At 72.6% G+C, this 16,574-nt stretch carries 13 protein-coding genes and 1 pseudogene; 8 read left to right on the top strand and 6 right to left on the bottom strand.

The window, feature by feature from the left end; genetic code table 11:
* Positions 1–220 precede the first annotated feature (220 nt).
* Positions 221–1,672: an NlpC/P60 family protein gene (locus tag AV521_RS50045; protein ID WP_256725391.1), complete on the top strand. Its 1,452-nt coding sequence runs from the start codon at positions 221–223 to the stop codon at positions 1,670–1,672.
* Positions 1,673–1,807: 135 nt separating this feature from the next.
* Here the strand turns inward: AV521_RS50045 and AV521_RS02855 are convergent, their stop codons facing one another.
* On the bottom strand, positions 1,808–2,593 hold the full coding sequence (locus AV521_RS02855; RefSeq protein WP_256725390.1) for a helix-turn-helix domain-containing protein: 786 nt from the start codon (positions 2,591–2,593) through the stop codon (positions 1,808–1,810).
* 348 nt (positions 2,594–2,941) lie between these two features.
* Between AV521_RS02855 and AV521_RS02850 the strand changes: the two genes are divergently transcribed.
* Together AV521_RS02850 and AV521_RS50385 are read left to right on the top strand one after the other, a co-directional pair.
* Entirely contained in the window at positions 2,942–3,697 is a 756-nt protein-coding gene (locus AV521_RS02850) for a hypothetical protein (protein ID WP_256725389.1), read from the top strand.
* Positions 3,698–3,752: 55 nt separating this feature from the next.
* Positions 3,753–3,965, top strand: a complete 213-nt coding sequence (locus AV521_RS50385; RefSeq protein ID WP_256725388.1) for a hypothetical protein — start codon at positions 3,753–3,755, stop codon at positions 3,963–3,965.
* Here AV521_RS50385 and AV521_RS46350 read toward each other — a convergent pair.
* Together AV521_RS46350 and AV521_RS02835 are read right to left on the bottom strand one after the other, a co-directional pair.
* A pseudogene (locus AV521_RS46350) lies at positions 3,924–4,716 on the bottom strand (transposase family protein). The gene AV521_RS50385 and the pseudogene AV521_RS46350 sit on opposite strands and share 42 nt — an antisense overlap.
* A 113-nt stretch (positions 4,717–4,829) precedes the next feature.
* Complete coding sequence (locus AV521_RS02835; protein WP_076082782.1) at positions 4,830–5,888, bottom strand: NAD-dependent epimerase/dehydratase family protein; 1,059 nt, start codon at positions 5,886–5,888, stop codon at positions 4,830–4,832.
* 210 nt (positions 5,889–6,098) lie between these two features.
* Here AV521_RS02835 and AV521_RS02830 point away from each other — a divergent pair, with 210 nt between their 5' ends.
* Positions 6,099–7,463, top strand: a complete 1,365-nt coding sequence (locus tag AV521_RS02830) for an FAD-dependent oxidoreductase (protein ID WP_076082779.1) — start codon at positions 6,099–6,101, stop codon at positions 7,461–7,463.
* Between the two features lie 218 nt (positions 7,464–7,681).
* Here the strand turns inward: AV521_RS02830 and AV521_RS02825 are convergent, their stop codons facing one another.
* Positions 7,682–8,695, bottom strand: a complete 1,014-nt coding sequence (locus tag AV521_RS02825; RefSeq protein WP_076082776.1) for a hypothetical protein — start codon at positions 8,693–8,695, stop codon at positions 7,682–7,684.
* Positions 8,692–9,081 carry a PadR family transcriptional regulator gene (locus AV521_RS02820; protein ID WP_076082773.1) on the bottom strand — a complete coding sequence of 130 codons (390 nt, stop codon included), beginning with the start codon at positions 9,079–9,081 and terminating at the stop codon, positions 8,692–8,694. The genes AV521_RS02825 and AV521_RS02820 overlap by 4 nt, the downstream gene beginning before the upstream one ends.
* A 358-nt stretch (positions 9,082–9,439) precedes the next feature.
* Here AV521_RS02820 and AV521_RS02815 point away from each other — a divergent pair, with 358 nt between their 5' ends.
* The 3 genes from AV521_RS02815 to AV521_RS02805 are packed head-to-tail and all read left to right on the top strand — an operon-like array spanning position 9,440 to position 11,743.
* Positions 9,440–10,693 carry a hypothetical protein gene (locus AV521_RS02815; RefSeq protein ID WP_076082771.1) on the top strand — a complete coding sequence of 418 codons (1,254 nt, stop codon included), beginning with the start codon at positions 9,440–9,442 and terminating at the stop codon, positions 10,691–10,693.
* A gap of 4 nt (positions 10,694–10,697) precedes the next feature.
* Positions 10,698–10,985, top strand: a complete 288-nt coding sequence (locus tag AV521_RS02810) for a DUF1232 domain-containing protein (RefSeq protein ID WP_076082768.1) — start codon at positions 10,698–10,700, stop codon at positions 10,983–10,985.
* A gap of 29 nt (positions 10,986–11,014) precedes the next feature.
* Positions 11,015–11,743 carry a 2-phosphosulfolactate phosphatase gene (locus AV521_RS02805; protein ID WP_076082765.1) on the top strand — a complete coding sequence of 243 codons (729 nt, stop codon included), beginning with the start codon at positions 11,015–11,017 and terminating at the stop codon, positions 11,741–11,743.
* 1 nt (position 11,744) lies between these two features.
* On the opposite strand, the gene AV521_RS49040 is transcribed toward AV521_RS02805, so the two are convergent.
* Entirely contained in the window at positions 11,745–13,601 is a 1,857-nt protein-coding gene (locus tag AV521_RS49040) for a hypothetical protein (protein ID WP_179022792.1), read from the bottom strand.
* A gap of 420 nt (positions 13,602–14,021) precedes the next feature.
* Here AV521_RS49040 and AV521_RS02795 point away from each other — a divergent pair, with 420 nt between their 5' ends.
* The gene (locus AV521_RS02795; protein ID WP_076082759.1) at positions 14,022–16,532 is read left to right on the top strand and encodes a SpoIIE family protein phosphatase; all 2,511 of its coding nucleotides are present in this window, start codon (positions 14,022–14,024) and stop codon (positions 16,530–16,532) included.
* Positions 16,533–16,574 lie beyond the last annotated feature (42 nt).

The raw sequence follows: 16,574 nt of genomic DNA, 5'->3' as shown, positions 1-16,574 counted from the left end.
GTTCAACAGAATCGCGAATTCACCGGGACCTCACAGGGAAACGCGGTTTTCTCCCCTTCCCCCTCGAACATCAACGCGAACATCACAATTACGTATCGGACATTCCACGCCTCAACCTTCACACGAGGTACACACGTTGGCTAGGTTGACGCCAGGCCGCCCGGTACTCGGAGGAGTCCGGACGTGACGGCCCAACTGCCCTGCGGGGCAAGGAAGGAGCATGTCTTCCATGGCGCCGGAGAGCCGCGACGAGGTCGCTCAGCGGGACGAGGTTCGGCAACGGATCAACTCCCTCTACGACCAGGCCGAGAACGCGACCGGGAACTACAACGCGACCCGGGCCATGGCGTCGGTGTCGCGCTCGCGCGAAGTCGCGCCGGCCGATCGCTCGGGCCGGCGGTCGGATCCCGCCCTGGACGAGGTCACCCGGCAGTGGTTCGACATGGCGCGCGCCAAGCTCGGCCCGACCGTCCCCGCCGTCCTGCCCGCCGACCGGCTCCCCGACCGCCCGGCGGCACCGGGGCGTTCCCGGAGACGGATGGGCGGAGGCCTTCCGGACGGCACGCGCGACGCCCTGGGGCCGGGCCCTTCGGGCCGGCGGCCCGAGGCCCTGGAGCGCGCCGTCGACCGCGTGGTGGCCGAGCTGACGGCCGGCCGGGCGACGGACCCGGCGAGTCTGGCTCTGGCCGCGCGGGAGAGCGGGCGTGTGGCGCTACCGGCCTCTCACCGTCCCGAACTTCCCAGCGGTGGAGCGGAGTTGGGCGAGAACCGCCTCGTCGCCGTCGAGACGGCCGTCCTCCCGCTGCCCGCGTTGTCGGCCGCCCCGGGCGCTCCGGTCCAGGAAGCCAGGGCCCTTCCCGGCACCACCGCCCCGAGCCGCCCCTCCCCCGCCGTGTCCAAGGCGAACAACCAGCGCAAGCTCGCCGCCGCCAGCGACGTGATCTCCCGGTACGCCGCCCAGCTCGTCACGTATGCCGCGGCTGTTCAGCCCGCACCTGCTACCGCTGTACCACCCGCGCCCGACACAGCCGTGCCACTGGCACCCGACACGGCCTCAGCACCCGCGCTGGTCACGGACGTGGCGCTTGCGCCGGTCACAGCGATACCGCCCACGACCACGCGGTTCCCCTCGGACTTCGGGACCGGTCAGTGGGAGCAGCCACAGTGGGAGGCACCCGCCGGGACGGTGACCGCGGACGCCTGGTCCGCCCCCATGGCATCTGTCACCAGCGCCTCGGTCCCCACCACCGCAGCCCCTACGGCCTCTGTGACCGACACCGGCCCCCTGGCCCCGGTCACCGACTCGCCGGAGGCTGTTCGTGTCGCCAAGGCCGTCGCGTTCGCCCGGGCGCAGATCGGCAAGCCATGCGTGTGGGGTGCGACCGGGCCGGACTCGTACGACTGCTCCAGCCTGACGCAGGCCGCCTGGAAGGCCGCGGGGGTCACCCTGCCACGGGCCGCGCACCAGCAGGCGCTCGCCGGTGCCCCGGTCACCCTGGCCGGCATCGAACCCGGTGATCTCGTCCTCTTCTTCGACGACGACCGGCATGTGGGGCTCCACGTCGGCGGCGGCATGATGGTGCACGCGCCGGGTCCGGGGTCGTCGATCCGCGAGGAGTCGATCTACGGCGCCGGGGAGTCGGCGATCCACCGGATCGTGCGGCCCGCCTGACCGGCCGGCGCACCGGGACGGGACCGGGGTCAGTAAGCCTTTTCAGCGTTGACCCTCCAGGGTGAGGATGGCTGCGGTCATAAGCCCTGGGCATCTCGGCTGCCCGGTCATCGCCTGGTCAAGTGAGGTCGCCCACTACTCCGTCGATGTGTGGATGGTCGGCGTGTGTTCCTCGACCCCGTCACCAACCATGTCTCGCCAGTGCTTTTCAGCGGAGCGGATGAGGTCGTCGCCGAGGCGTTCGAGAAATCGGCCTGCCAGGGCCAGCCGGGCTCCGGCAGCGGTCCGGGCTCCGAGGACTTCGGCACCGCGCAGCGCGGTGGCGGCGAGCCGCTGGTTGGCGGCGGCGCTGGCCACGACGGTCCGCAAGCCCGCGTTGTCGTCGAGGAAATACCGGTGGCGGCGGCTCCGTTCGTCTCGGCCGCGACGGATTAGATCCTGCCGTTCCAGCAGGTGGACCGCCTGCGAGACGGTCGCGGCACTGACGTGCAGGTGCTGCGCCATATCGATGGCGGTACGGCTGCCGGTCTCGGAGACGAACAGGCAGGCCATCACGCGAGCGGCGGTGCGCGGGAGGCCGGTTTCGACGAAGGCCGCGGTGAGGTCGGTGACGAACGCAGCCGTTGCGTCGGGGGCGGGGCCGAGTTGCTCGATGGTCCGCTGCACCGACGCGGGCGGCTGCGGCCTGCGCCGGGCTCGGTGGATGGTCGCGAGCTGTGCCAGTTCCGCGTGGTAGCGGGCGGGTCCGCCGTTGCGCGCGACCTCGCGGCTCACCGTCGACGTGGGACGGTCCAGGCTCCTGGCGATGTCGGCGTAATTCAGGCGCCGTGCCAACCCGGCGGCAATCTGCTGCCGGTCGGCTCTGGTGAGCCTGCGTCCTGGCATCGGGTTCGGTTCCTCTGATTGGGGCGTCTCGGCCACAGTGTGCACTGGTCGCCGATCGTTGCAACATCCCCTCGCTCGCCATGCATTGACCCTCACTGTCATTGCAATCGCCGGCTGCATGGCTGACCAGCACAAACAGTACGGTCCAGAGGAGATCGCCGTTGACCGGCTTTTCGACTTGTACCTAACGTTCGGCTCCGATGGCCGAGCACGGGTGTGCGGCGATCTCCCAGGGAGAGGAGCGAGGTGACAGCGTGGCCGAGACTGCCGTCGAGCTGCCCACTGACGCGCCCTGAGCCGTCCATGCGATCCGCCCGCCGAACCGACCCGCGTCGGCGCCCTTGAGACGCAGCAACAGTTGTCGATCGATTGTCAGGAGCATCCATGCGAGCCAGAGGCATCACCTACGACACCGGCTTCACTCCGGGCGGAAAGAGTTCGCGGCCCGTCTTCGACGCCGACGCGGTACAACACGAGATCCGCATGATCGCGGACAACCTGCACTGCGACGCCGTACGGATCACCGGTGGCGACCCAGGGCGACTGGCCCTCGCGGCCCGGCACGCCGCCGACGCCGGGCTGGAGGTCTGGTTCTCCCCGTTCCCTTGCGAACTGTCCGCCGAGGAGCTGCTGCCCTACTTCGCCGACTGCGCCGATCGCGCTGAAGAGGTGGGAGCGAACGTCTTCGTCGCCGGCTGCGAGTTGAGCCTGTTCGCTGCCGGTATCCTCCCCGGAGACGACAGCATCGCCAGAATCGAAGCCCTGATCAGCGGCGCTCCCGACGAGACAACACTGGCCGCCCTCGCCGAGGTTCCTGCCCGGCTGAACTCCTTGCTGTCCGACATCGCGGCAACGGTCCGCTCACGGTTTCGCGGCAAGATCACCTACGCCTCCGGAACGTGGGAGCAGATCGACTGGGCGCCCTTCGACATCGTCAGTGCCGACGCCTACGGCGATGCCAGTGACGCCTTCCGTCAGGGCCTGCGCGAGTATCTCCGGCACGGCAAGCCGCTCGCGGCGAACCGAATTCGGCAGCTGCACCTACCGAGGCGCAGCCGCCCGCGGAGGCATCGGCTGGTGGGCCGTCGTCGACCACGATGCGGACCCGCCCCGCCTCGACGGCGACTACATCCGCGATGAAGACGAACAGGCCCGCTACCTGCGCCAGCAACTGGACGTCTTCAACGAGGAAGGCGTGGACACCGCCTTCTGGTTCACCTTCGCCGGCTACACATATCCGCACCACGAGGATCCGCGCTTCGACCTCGACATGGCCTCCTACGGAGTGTGCAAGGTCATGCCCGACGGCAGCCTGGCACCGAAGCGTTCCTTCCACGCCATGGCTGAGGCATACCAAACAGCAACGTCAGCGTTGCCTCTCCAAGGTCAGGACGGCCATGGCCATTGACGACATGCGATTCGGACTGCAGCGGGAGCGGCGGAAGATTCGCCATGTCTTCAAGCGGGCGACGCCGCGCTCGACCGGTGCCCGTGCGGCGGACAGTGCGCGGTTGACGGTTTGCCGGGTCGGTGTGAGCTCGCGGCCCCGCGGGCGTCTGGGGGGTGTAGTCATCCACGAGCCGGCCCCCATGCAGGCGCAATCGACTAGCACCGGGACGCCCTGCCGTTCGCAGATCAGGATGATCCGGTGGGCGCGGGCGGCCGTCAGGTCGTGTGCACGGCCCGGTAGGACGGGCGAGATCCACAGCAGCCGTCCAGCGGGGTCGGTCACCACCTGCACGTTCACTCCGTGCCGACGATGTTTGAGTCAAGCCGTGGCCGGAACGACACAGCCACCATCCTCACAGTGGGAGTAGTCCGCCCGTCCGTCGCCGACCCGGTCGCACTCCGCGAGGGTGCCGTCCAGCAGCACGTAGTCGGGGTCGGTTTCGCGCAGCGCGCGCAGCGGACACGGAGCACGGTCGGCCAGCAGGCCGACCACCGCGGCCGCGTAGGCATGTGCGGTACCGAGGGAGATACCGGAGGCGGCGGCGATCTGCGCGAGCGTGTCGTGCCGACGCAGGTACACCAAGGCCGACCAGGGCCCGCTGGGAGGGGCGGAGCTTGCATCGCCGGTCACCCTCGCGGGTGACGATCAGCATCGTGACCCACTCAACAAGGGCATGCGGGAGGTCCAGTGCGGCAGAAGACGGAACCAACGCGGCTCCCGTGCCTGTGGGTTGAGACTTCCCACACCTCCCCCAACGGCACGGGAGCCTCGTGCGTTGCGCACACCACCAGCTCACCCGATCAGTGGCCATGCTGAAAACGCTCAGTGACGGCGCCGGTGTGCCCGCCGGCTCTCGTAGTGGTCGAGCAGGGTCTCCGCCAACGGCCGGTAGGTGAGGCCGAGTTCGTGGACGCTGCGGCTGTTGTCGACGCGGAAGCGGATACCGAGGTGCCCCCGGATGTAGTCCTGGGTGAGGCCGAAGGAGGGACCCAGGATGCGTACCGGCCAGTGCGGGAGCCGGGTGCGCGGGAGCCGGAGGTCGCGGGGGTGGCGGGCGAGGATGATGCGGGCCATCTCGTGGAACGACGTCATGGTCTCGGCGGCCACGATGTACCGCCCCCGCGCCGCCGGGTTCTCGGCGGCGGCGATGTGGGCGTCGGCCACGTCGCGGACGTCCGCCGTGGTGAAGCTGAAGTCGGGGGCGCCGTAGCAGAAGTAGCCCTTGAACAGCTCGTCGAGCAGGAAGAGGCTGCCGGAGTCGGACGCGGGCGTGAACGAGGGGCCGAGGATCAGCCCGGGGTTGACCGACGCCATGCGCCAGCGGTCCTGCGCCGCCGCGGCCGCCCAGGCGGCACGTTCGGCGAGTGTCTTGGCGTAGTGGTAGGGGTTGTTCCCGACCGTACTCGTGGTGTTGAAGTACCGCTCGGAGAGCACCTGGCCGTCCATCACGAGCACGTCGGCGTAGTCACCGAAGATCGCGCCCACGGTCGAGGTGAACACCAGGATCCGGACCTCCGGGGTCCGCTCGATCGCCGCCAGCACATTGCGGGTGCCCAGCAGCGCCGGGTCCACGACGTCCCGTCGGCCGTCCCGGATCCGCTCCGGCATGAGAAACGGCGAGGCCACATGGAAGACCACCGGGCAGCCGCGGAACGCCTCGTCGTACGAGCCCTCCTTCAGCAAGTCCGCGGCGAACAACCGTAGTTGCCCGGGAAAGGCCTCCTGGAGCTCCCACAGCGGGCGGGCCTTCGCCGCGTCGGCGAGGCGGCGTACGGTGGCATGGACCCGGTAGCCGCGTTCCAGCAGCCGCCGTACCAGGTGGCTGCCGACGAAGCCGCTGCCGCCGGTCACCGCGACGGTCGTCCCCGACTGTCCGCCCACGCCGCCTCGCTCCGCCGCTGCCCGACCCTCGCCCGAGGACACGGTCGGACAGTTCCCGCTCGGAGGGAACACCTCGAACATAAGGGATCAGCAGAGAAGCCATAAGTTTGCCTTATGAGGTCATAGACCGGACCCGCATACCGACTTAGGTCTGCCTTAGTTTAGGCTTCTTGATCGAGTCGCCCATTCAGACGCGAAGGGAACCTGATCATGCCGCGCCCCCTGCGGGTAGCCATCGTCGGAGCCGGCCCCGCCGGGATATACGCCGCCGATGCCCTGCTCAAGTCCGAGGTGGCCGCCGGCCCCGGCGTGTCCATCGACCTCTTCGAGCGGATGCCCGCCCCGTTCGGCCTGATCCGGTACGGCGTCGCCCCCGACCACCCGCGCATCAAGGGCATCATCACCGCCCTGCACCAGGTGCTCGACAAGCCGCAGATCCGGCTCTTCGGCAACGTCGACTACCCGACCGACATCAGCCTGGACGATCTGCGCGCCTTCTACGACGCGGTGATCTTCTCCACCGGCGCGATGGCCGACCGCGAGCTGTCGATCCCCGGCATCGAGCTGGACGGCTCCTACGGCGCAGCCGACTTCGTCTCCTGGTACGACGGCCACCCGGACGTGCCGCGCACCTGGCCGCTCGATGCCGAGAAGGTCGCCGTGCTCGGCGTGGGCAACGTCGCGCTGGACGTGGCCCGCGTCCTCGCCAAGACCGCGGACGAACTGCTGCCGACCGAGATCCCGCCGAACGTGTACGACGGCCTGAAGGCCAACAAGGCAGTGGAGATCCACGTCTTCGGCCGCCGTGGCCCCGCCCAGGCGAAGTTCAGCCCGATGGAGCTGCGCGAGCTGGACCACTCGCCGAACATCGAGGTCATCGTCGACCCCGAGGACATCGACTACGACGAGGGCTCGATCGAGACCCGGCGCGGCAACAAGCAGGCCGACATGGTCTCCAAGACGCTGGAGAACTGGGCCATCCGCGATGCCGGTGACCGGCCGCACAAGCTGTTCCTGCACTTCTTCGAGTCCCCCGCGGAGATCCTCGGCGAGGACGGCAAGGTCGTCGGCCTGCGCACCGAGCGCACCGCCCTCGACGGCACCGGCAACGTCAAGGGCACCGGGGAGTTCAAGGACTGGGACGTCACCGCGGTCTACCGCGCCGTCGGCTACCTCTCCGAGAAGCTGCCGAAGCTGCCCTGGGACATCGACTCGGGCACGATCCCGGACGCGGGCGGCCGGGTCATCGAGGAGGGCGGCGCCCCGCTGCAGTCCGCGTATGTCACCGGCTGGATCCGGCGCGGCCCGGTCGGTCTGATCGGCCACACCAAGGGCGACGCCAACGAGACCGTCGCCCATCTGCTGGACGACTACGCGAACGGCCGGCTGCAGACCCCGGCCTCGCCCGCCCCGGAGGCGGTGGACGCGTTCCTCGCCGAGCGCGAGGTCCGCTTCACCACCTGGGAGGGCTGGTACAAGCTGGACGCCGCCGAGCGGGCCCTGGGTGAGCCGCAGGGCCGTGAGCGCGTGAAGATCGTCGAGCGCGAGGACATGCTGCGGGAGAGCGGGGCGTAAGCCCCTTCTCCGGGGAGGCACCATTCCTGCTCGCTTCCTGCTCGCTTCCTGCTCGCCGGAGGAGGCTCCTCTCCTTTCCTTGAGGCTCCGAGGGGGCCGGCGCCGCTTGCGCCGGCCCCCTCACCGCGTTCCGCCCCGATCAGCGGACGCCTCGGTCCGTGGGCCGGGCGAGCGCGCTCAGCTGTGGACAACTCCGGCGTCGCGAGGGCCGGTCGGTGTCACGGAGCTGTTCGGCGTGCCGTGAGTTCGCGGCTGCCGGCCAACGTCAGGAGTACGGTCAGCAGGGCTAGCGCGGCTGTCTGGACGAGGCCGCCGTTGACGTACGGGGCGGCCCCGGGCAGCCGGATCCACGGATAGAGGGCGGCGACGCGCGCGGCCAGGAGGAGCAGGCCGAGCACGGCGAGGGCGAGGGCGCCGCCGGGCGCGACCCGGTCCGTGCGCCGGACGCGCCACAGCAGCCAGCCGAGGGCGCCGACGACGAAGCAGTTGGCGGGCCCCCACACCAGGTCGGAGACAGCGGGCAGCACGACCAGGGACGCGCCCGTCACCACACACGTCGCCATGAAGACCAGACCAGGGGTGCCGATGGGCAGCCGGGCCGGGGGCGCGTCGCGATGATGGGCCGCGCACAGCGCGAGAGCCGGCAGCCATGCGAGAAGCGCCAGCGTCGCGACGAACGCCGGCTCCGAAAGCACCGTCGCACCCGTCAGCGAGCCGAGCAGCGGCCACAGGGTCGGCAGCGCGGCCACCAGGACACCGATCCGGGCCAGGCGGCGACGGCCGTACAGGAGGGCGAAGTAGGCGGCCGTCCAGCCCAGCGGCAGGATCCACTGAGCGACGGCGACCGTTCCGGTGAGGACACCGTGGCCGGTGAACTCCGAGACGAACAACCGTCGTTCGGCACTGCCCCGGGTGAACCACCAGGTGAGCTGAAGGACCGGTTCGACGACGGCGGAGGCCGCCAGCAGCAGGACCGCGGCCAGCGCGAACAGCCGGGCGGCCGATCCGAGCAGGACGTAGCGGCGGGGCGCGCCCGCGGCGCCGAGACGGCTGCGCACCGCCAGCGCGCCGATGCTCGCCACCTCGCCGAGCGTGGGCCGGCTCTGGTCCAGTGTGTCGCGGTCGAGGTCCTCCAGATACGTCTCGACCATCTCCTCCTCCCGTTCGCGCCGGTAGTAGGCCGGGAGCAGGCGCAGGACGGAACGGTAGCGGGCCTCCAGCAGCGTGGTCATGCGTAGCCTCCCGCGAGTCCGGGTGCGGTGGGGGGTTCGAGTCCGGCCGGGCCTGCCGGAGCGGTGCGGTCGCCGGCACGGCGCCCCGCGGCGATGCGCTGCTTGGCGGCCCCGGCACCGGCGGCCATCCGCTCGGCCTCCGCGTCCAGGGCCGCCACACCGTCGTCGGTGAGCCGGTAGTAGCGCCTCAGGCGGCCCTGCTGGACCTCTTCACGGTCCAGCACGATCAGGCCGTCCGCGGCGAGCCGGTCCAGCACGCCGTACAACGTGCCGACCCGCAGCTGCACCTCACCGTCGGACAGCTCCTCCACCTCACGCAGGATGCCGTAGCCGTGCCGCGGCTGGTCGGCGAGGGCCGTGAGGACGAAGAACGCCGCCCGGGTCATGCTCTTCGCTGTCATGCGACCAGAATATATCGCCTGCCGATATATATCGAGCGGAGAATGAGTCACGGATGACTTTGCGACCCCACGCGCGCGTGCCAGGCGGAACGGGGTCCTCCCCTGGCGGATGGACGGGCGGACCCCGTTCGCCGGACCATTGTGGTGGCCGTACAAAGGCACGACCACGTGTGAACGGCGCCCGCCCGACGCGCACCCCGCGCGCCCCGGGTGCGGGACGCGCGTCCCCGTGCGCGGAGGCGTACGGGTGTCGCCACGCGCCGCCTGCCCGCCCCGCGCTACGTGTCGCCCGGCCGAGCGGTGATACTGGAAGGCACACCCGCCCCCATCAGCAGATTGGCCCATGTCGAACTCCGCCACCGACCGCGCCGTCTTCCCGCAGACCCTCTGGGCGGCCCGCGGCCGTCACACCGGTCCCGCCCCCGAGGAACTCGTCCGCCGCACCCTGCGCGGGCACAAGGAGAGCGGCGACATCGACGACTTCACCGATCCTCCCGTGCCCGGGGACGCGGCCCGGCGGGTCTTCGAGGCGCGCTGGCGGGCCGGTGGCACGGTCACCGTGCGGGCCCGGCTCACCCTCGTACCGAACGAGGGGCGACGGCCGGGGGACGAATGGCGGCTGGTCGCCGAAGCGGAGCGCCCCTGGGACGAGACCTGGCCCTCGCCCGCGACACTGTTCTGGCCCGAGGGCGGCACGGGTGACGACGGCTCCTGGGACCACCACGCCACGGTCGCCGGGCTGCGCTTCCGGCAGATCAACGCGCTCCCGGCGGACGACAAGGAGATGCGGCGCCGGCTGCGGGACGCGGCGCGCGAGGCGTGGTGCGTGAACGTCGTCGTGCACGAGGCGATGACCCCGGACGAGCAGGGCCGGCTGCCGCTGGCCCGGCTGCTGCCGCCCGGCCTCAGACACCGCGTGGTGGAGCACCGGGCCGCGCCGCACCAGTTCCGTGCCGTCAACTGGGCGCTGAAGGACCTGGGTTGCGAGGTGCCGCGCGGCGGCGCGGTGCTGCTGCCGCCGGACCCGGCCGCGGAAGGCTACGACGCCCGGGAGCACAGCGTCCGCAGCGTCTTCCTGGACGGCTCCGAGCCGGCCGAACTCGTCTCGGCCCTGCGCCGCTTCGTCGCCCTGCCCCGGCCGCTGCCCCGGGCGGTCGAGGAGGCGCTGACCGACCTGCGGGACGACTGGACGCTGATGACCCTCCGGGAGGAGCTGGAGCGCGAACGGCGGCGGGTCGCCATGTACGAAGAAGCCCTGGAGGCGATGACCCGGTCCCGGGATCTGTACAAGGAGGCCGCCGAGCAGGCGCTGGAGGCGCTCGCCGCCTACCGTGACGTCCCGGCGCCCGCGTCCGACCTGCCGCAGCAGCGGCCCGCCGCCCGGACGCCGGGGGCGCTGCAGCAGCTGACCCGGACGTTCGAGCGGCTGAAGTTCAAGGGCCAGCGTCAGCCGACACCGGAACACGCAACGGCACCGGCACCGCAGCACCCTGCCGAGGCTCCGGCGAACGGAGCACCGGACCCGTCGGCGTCGGCCGGGCCCGCTGCGGAGAGCGGCGGTACGGAGGCCGCCGACGGCACGGACCGGTCGTCGTAGCGTCATGGATTCCACCACGGCCCTGCTGGTGATCGCCGTCGTCGTCGCGGCGGGGCTGCTCGCCGTCGCCCTGGCGCTGCTGGTACGGCTGGTGCGCGCCCGGCGCACATTGCTGCGCGCCGGGCTGCCGACGGGCCCGCGCTGGGTGTTCTGGGGCGCGGTCGCCTACCTGCTGCTCCCCACCGACCTGCTGCCCGACCCCGTCTACCTGGACGACATCGCCGTCCTGCTGCTCGCGCTGCGCAGCCTGCGCGCCGCCCGCCCGCTGCCGCCCGGCCCGACCGGGCCCTGAACGGCCGCCGTATCCCTCACCATGGGGTGATGCGGACCGAGTTCACCGGTATTTCGAGTACGCCGACGGCTCCGGACGTGGCCGTGGTCGTCGACGTCATGCGCGCGTTCACCGTGGCCGCCTGGGCGTTCCGGCGCGGTGCCGAGCGGATCGTCTTCGCCGGTACGCAGCGGGAGGCGCTGGAGCTGAAGGCCCGTCACCCGGGCTGGCTCGCCTTCCAGGACGGCGCGCCGGTACCGGGGTTCGATCTGGCCAACTCCCCCGCCCGGCTGCGTTCGCTGGATGTGCGGGGCCGCACGGTCGTGCAGAAGACCACCGCCGGGACGGCCGGGGCGCTGGCCGTGGCGGACGCCGGGCTGCTGTTGTGCGCCGGCTTCGTGGTGGCCGGTGCGACCGCCGAGGTGCTGCGGCGGGCCCGGCCGGAGACGGTGACCTTCGTGGTCACCGGTGACGGCGGCCGGGCCGAAGAGGATCTCGCCTGCGCCGAGTACATCGCGGACCGTGTCCACGCGGCCGGCGCCGACCCGGCGCCGTACCTCGACAGGGCCCGGCGGTCCGACGCCGCCGCACGGCTCGCGGACGGTGTGCGGCGCGGGTGGGGCGGTGTCCACGCCGAGGATGTGGCGATGTGCCTGGAGGCGGACACCTTCCCGTTCGCGATGGCGGCCGCCCGGGAGGACGGCTGGCTGGTGCTGCGTGCGGTGGACGTCGGGGGCGTTGGGCCGGGCCGGGCGGAGGGGGCGCGCCCGGCCGGCTGAGTCAGCCCACGGCCCCGCGGCGGGCGTTGCCTGCGCGCAGGGTGCCCAGCAGTGCCGACAGGGCCGCGAGCGCGGCCACCCCGGCCGCCGTGACGGCGAGCCAGGGCGGGGCCAGGGTCGCGTCCCACAGCCGGGGCGCGTCCGGCAGGCCGAAGCGCCCGCCCAGCAGGTGCCCGGCGGCGAGGGCCGCCGTGACACCGAACGCGGCCGTCGCCGCGACGAGCCGGGACTGTGCTGCCCGCGCGGGCAGCGCGAGGGCCGGCAGCACGCACAGAACCGTGGCGAGGACCGTGGCCACGAGGACGCCGTGGGACAGTCCGGCCCAGCGGCGCGGGGCATGGGCCGCTCCGCACAGCAGGACCAGCAGCGCGGCGCCACGGGCGCCGCGGAGGGGAGCCACATGCCTCCGGCCGCCCGGATCCGGGCCTCTCGTCGAACGACCGTGCACCGGCCGGTCCTTGACGAGCCCGCCCCCCGCAGACCGCTCTTCGGCCGACCGCGCCGTGGCGATCCCTTCCTTCGCAGGCCAGTCCAGGGCGGGCAGTTCTATCACGAGCCGGTCCTTCACCGGCCGTTCCTTCGAGGACCGTTCCATCACGGATGGGTCCTGCACAGGCCGTTCCGTGGCGGGCAGTTCTATCACGGGCCGGTCCTTCGCCGACCGGCCCTTCGAGGGCCGTTCCATCGCGGATCGGTCCTTCGCAGGCAGGTCAGGCTCGGCTTGGTCCTTCACGGACTGATTCTGCGCGGTCCGGTCCTCCACGGGATGTTCCTGCTCGGCCTGATCCTGCGCCGGCTGACCCTGCCCGGTCCCGTCCTCCACGGGATGTTCCTGCTCGGCCTGATCCTGCGCCGGCTGACCCTGCCCGGTCCCGTCCTTCACGGACTGACCCTGCTCGGCCTGATCCTGCGCCGGCTGACCCTGCCCGGCCTGGTCCTGCTCGGCCTGGTCCTGCGTCTTCTGGGCCTTCGCCGGCCGGGCCGTCCGGCCGGTCGTCGCTGCGGCCCAGGCGTCGAGCGCGGACACCACCGTTTCGGCGTGCGGGGAGTCGGCGGTCAGCGGGGCGACGGGCAGGGACTCGGTGTGCGGCGGCGCGGGCAGCGGGGCGACGGGCAGGGACTCGGTGTGCGGCGGCGCGGGCAGCGGGGTCTCGCGCTCCGCGCGGTCCGCGGACAGCCGGCCGATGAGCTCGGCGAGATCCTCCACGGGGCGGCTGACGGCCACGGCCCGCACCGCGGCCTGCCCGCAGTGGGGGCCCACGGACGTGTGGTGCAGCAGCTGCATCAGCCGGCTCACGTCGTCCAGCGGACGGTGCTCGGCGGCGAACCGGATCGCCTCGTCGGCGCTGCGGGTGTCCCGGGGCGGCTCGGTCAGGAGGGTCACAAAACGGGCGAGGTCCTCCACGGGACGGTCCACCCCGACCACGCGCAGCGCGTCGGCCGTGGTCCGGGCGTGTTCGGGGGAGCCTTCCAGCAGGGTGATGAGCCGGACGACGTCCTCGACGGGACGGTCGGCGACGGCCGCGCGGACCAGGCCGGGCAACGGGTCACCGTACGGGAGGACTTCACCGGACGGGACATCGTGGCGCGGGGCGTCGTCGCAGGCCGCCTGTGGGATCCCGGCAGCGGCCGTAGGCACCTCGTCATCGGGCTGAGGCAGGACACGGTCAGGGGCCGGAGGAATCTCCGCCGGGCTCTCGCGGGGAGCCTCGGGGAGGGACGTCGCGGGCAGGGCCGGAAGCGTGACGAGGTGGGGGTACAGGGTCGGGGCGAGGGTGGGAACCGGCGCCGGGGTCAGGGGGGTTATGGGGGGTATGAGGGCGTCGTCGGGACGGGGGGTGGGAGATCGCGTGGTCATCTCGCCTCCGGTCGAACGGTGCGGCCGCGTCCGGCCCGCCTTCGGCCGCGGCATTACGCACCATTACTAGAAGCGGGCCGGTGGACCCGCCACTCGGGTGCGGCACCGGTGTGAGGCGGTCGCGTGACCCCGCGGGCCGGAAGCGACGGACGCGGCCAGGCGGCGCGGGCCCGCCCCGTCCGGACCTCGCGGACAGGCGGTCCCGCTCCGTCCGGACCCGCCCCGGATACGCCAAGGGGGTGGCAGCGACCCGACGCCGGACGCCTCCGCGGCCGACGAACGGTCAGCCGCCGGTCCGGCCGGGCTTCCGGTCCGGGCACGCTTTCGCGGTTCCCCTCCCCTCCCAGGTGCGTCACAGGGTCCTTCTGGCGCATTCTTGCTGTGTCGTCCACCCGGAGCGCACAGGACGAGGTAGGGGCGATGACTGGGAGCGGTGGCGAGCAGGTGGTCCGTACGCGGGCCCGGCTCGCCGCGCTGCTGACGGACACCTCGACGGGCGCGCTCGGCGCGGCCGGCGGCCGGGTGGCGGGTGTGTATCTGCGGTCCGGCACCCCGGGCCTGCTGCGCCTCGCGGTGATCGCGGGGCTGCCCGGTCGGCTGTTCCGGCCCTGGTGGCGGCTGCACGTCGGCCAGCCGTTCCCCGTCGCCGACGCCTACCGTCTCGGCGCACAGGTGGTGCTGGCGAACGCCGCCGAGACGGTGCGCCGGTATCCGCAGTTCGCGGCGGGCCTGCCCTTCCCGTTCGGGTCGGTGCATGTGCCGGTGCCGGGCGGGAGCGAGCCGCTGGGGGTGCTCACGGTACTGCGCCCGGCGGTGACCGACTCGGTGGACGAGCTGCTGGACCTGGAGCTGCTCGCCCGGCTGGCCGAAGGGCTCGGTGCCGAGTTGCTCGGGCTCGCCGACGGGGACGCGAGCGCGGTCGTCTGGGACGGCGAGCCGCTGTGTGTGCGGCCGCCCGTGAGCCGGCCCAGGCAGGCCGTCGTGGCGCGGTTCGGCTGGGATCCCGTGACCTGTGCGGTGCACGCGGACGACCGGCTGTACGGCCTGCTCGGCCTGTACCCCGGCGACTTCGCCGGGACGGACGAGGCCCTCGCGGACGCCCTGGCACCGGAGGACGCGGACCGGATCCTGGCCGCGCTGCGCGACACCGCCGCCGGGAAGCCGCCCGCCGCACCACTGAGCGTGCGGGGACGGGACGGCGCGGCGCGGTTGCTGGATCTGTGGCCGGCCACGGAGGACGGGGCCGGGCAGCGGGTCGACGGAGTGGTGTTCGACCCGGGGCCCGCCGCCTGTGCGGACGGCGCGGCGGACCAGCTGCCGCAGGGCGTGTTCTGCCTGGACCGGCTGGGGCTGGTCGTGTACGTCAACCAGGCCGCGGCCCGGCTCGCCGGCCGGGAGCGGGAGTCGTTGCTCGGGCGGCCGCTGTGGGAGGCGATGCCGTGGCTGACCGGTCCGCGCTACGACGACCACCTGCGCGGCGCTCTGCTGTCCCCGGAGCCGGTGCACTTCCATGTGCGGCGGCCGGCCGGCGACCGTGCGGAGCCCGGCGTGGGCGAATGGCTCGCGGTGTCGGTGCATCCCGGCGAGGACCTGCTGACCTGCACGCTCGTCCCGGCCAGCCGGATGGACACGCCGGTCGAGCCGGTCGTGGAGGAGCACGTCCCGGAGGACACGGTGCCGGGCGGCCACTCGGTGGAGCCGCTGTACCGGCCGATCGCGCTGGCGATCGCGCTGACGGACGCGGTGACCGCCCGGCAGGTGTCGGCGGTGGTGATGCAGGAGCTGCTGCCCGCGTTCGGGGGCCGGCGCCTCGCGATCTATCTGCTCCAGGACCGGCATCTGTATCTCGCCTGGGAGACCGGCTTCCCGCAGGGGTTCCTCGCCCCGTTCGAGGGAGTCGGACTCGACGCCCGGCTGCCGGGCGTGGAGTGCCTGACCACGGGGCGGCCGCTGTTCTTCGAGTCGATGCAGCAGCTGCCGGCCGCCTATCCGGGCATTCCGCTGGACGCCGACGAGGGTGCCCGGGCCTTTCTGCCGCTGATCGCCTCCGGGCGGCCGGTCGGCTCGTGCATCCTCGGCTTCGACCGTCCGCGCGGCTTCAGCACCGAGGAACGCACGGTCCTCACCGCGCTCGCCGGGCTGATCGCGCACGCCATGGAGCGGGCTCGGCGCTACGACAGCGAGGCGGCGCTGGCCCGCGGCCTGCAGCAGGCGCTGCTGCCCCGCCGGCTGTCGGCTCATCCGCGGGTGGAGACCGCGGGCCGGTATCTGCCGGGCACGCAGGGCATGGATGTCGGCGGTGACTGGTACGACGTGGTGGAGGCGGGTGACGGGCTGGCTCTGGTGATCGGTGATGTGCAGGGGCACGGGGTGCAGGCGGCGGCCACCATGGGGCAGCTGCGCAGTGCGGTGCGCGCGTTCGCGCTGGGCGACCGGCCGCCCGACGAGGTGATGAGCGGCACCAACCATCTGCTGATCGACCTCGACCCCGGTCAGTTCGCCAGCTGCTGCTATCTGCGGCTGGACCCCGAGACCGGCCTGGCCCGGATCGCCCGGGCGGGGCATCCGCCGCCGCTGCTGCGCTGCCCCGACGGGCGGACCCGGCTGGTGGACGTCCCGGGCGGTGTCGTTCTCGGGGTGGATCCGCAGGCCCGCTACCCGGTGGCCGAGCTGCTGCTGGAGCCGGACGCGATTCTCGCCCTGTACACGGACGGGCTGGTGGAGCGGCCGGGTGCGGACATCGACGACGGCATCAACGCGCTGCGGCTGGCGCTGGCCAGGGCCGGGGCGGCGGCCGGGCGGCGGGGCGGGCGGTCGCTGGCCGGGGTCGCCGACCGGCTCACGGCCGGCGCCCGGCATGCCACCGACCGCCCAGACGACGTGGCGCTGCTGCTGGCCGCCCGCCGTTCGACTCCCGTGCGCCACCGGTGACCGGATCGCGTCGCTCCGATCGGCGGCCGTCACCTCGGTCGA

This window comes from Streptomyces sp. IMTB 2501 (genome assembly GCF_001953885.1).
Classification (GTDB): domain Bacteria; phylum Actinomycetota; class Actinomycetes; order Streptomycetales; family Streptomycetaceae; genus Streptomyces.
Note: the sequence above shows the minus strand (reverse complement) of the source record. Positions and strands in the feature narration are given on the sequence as shown.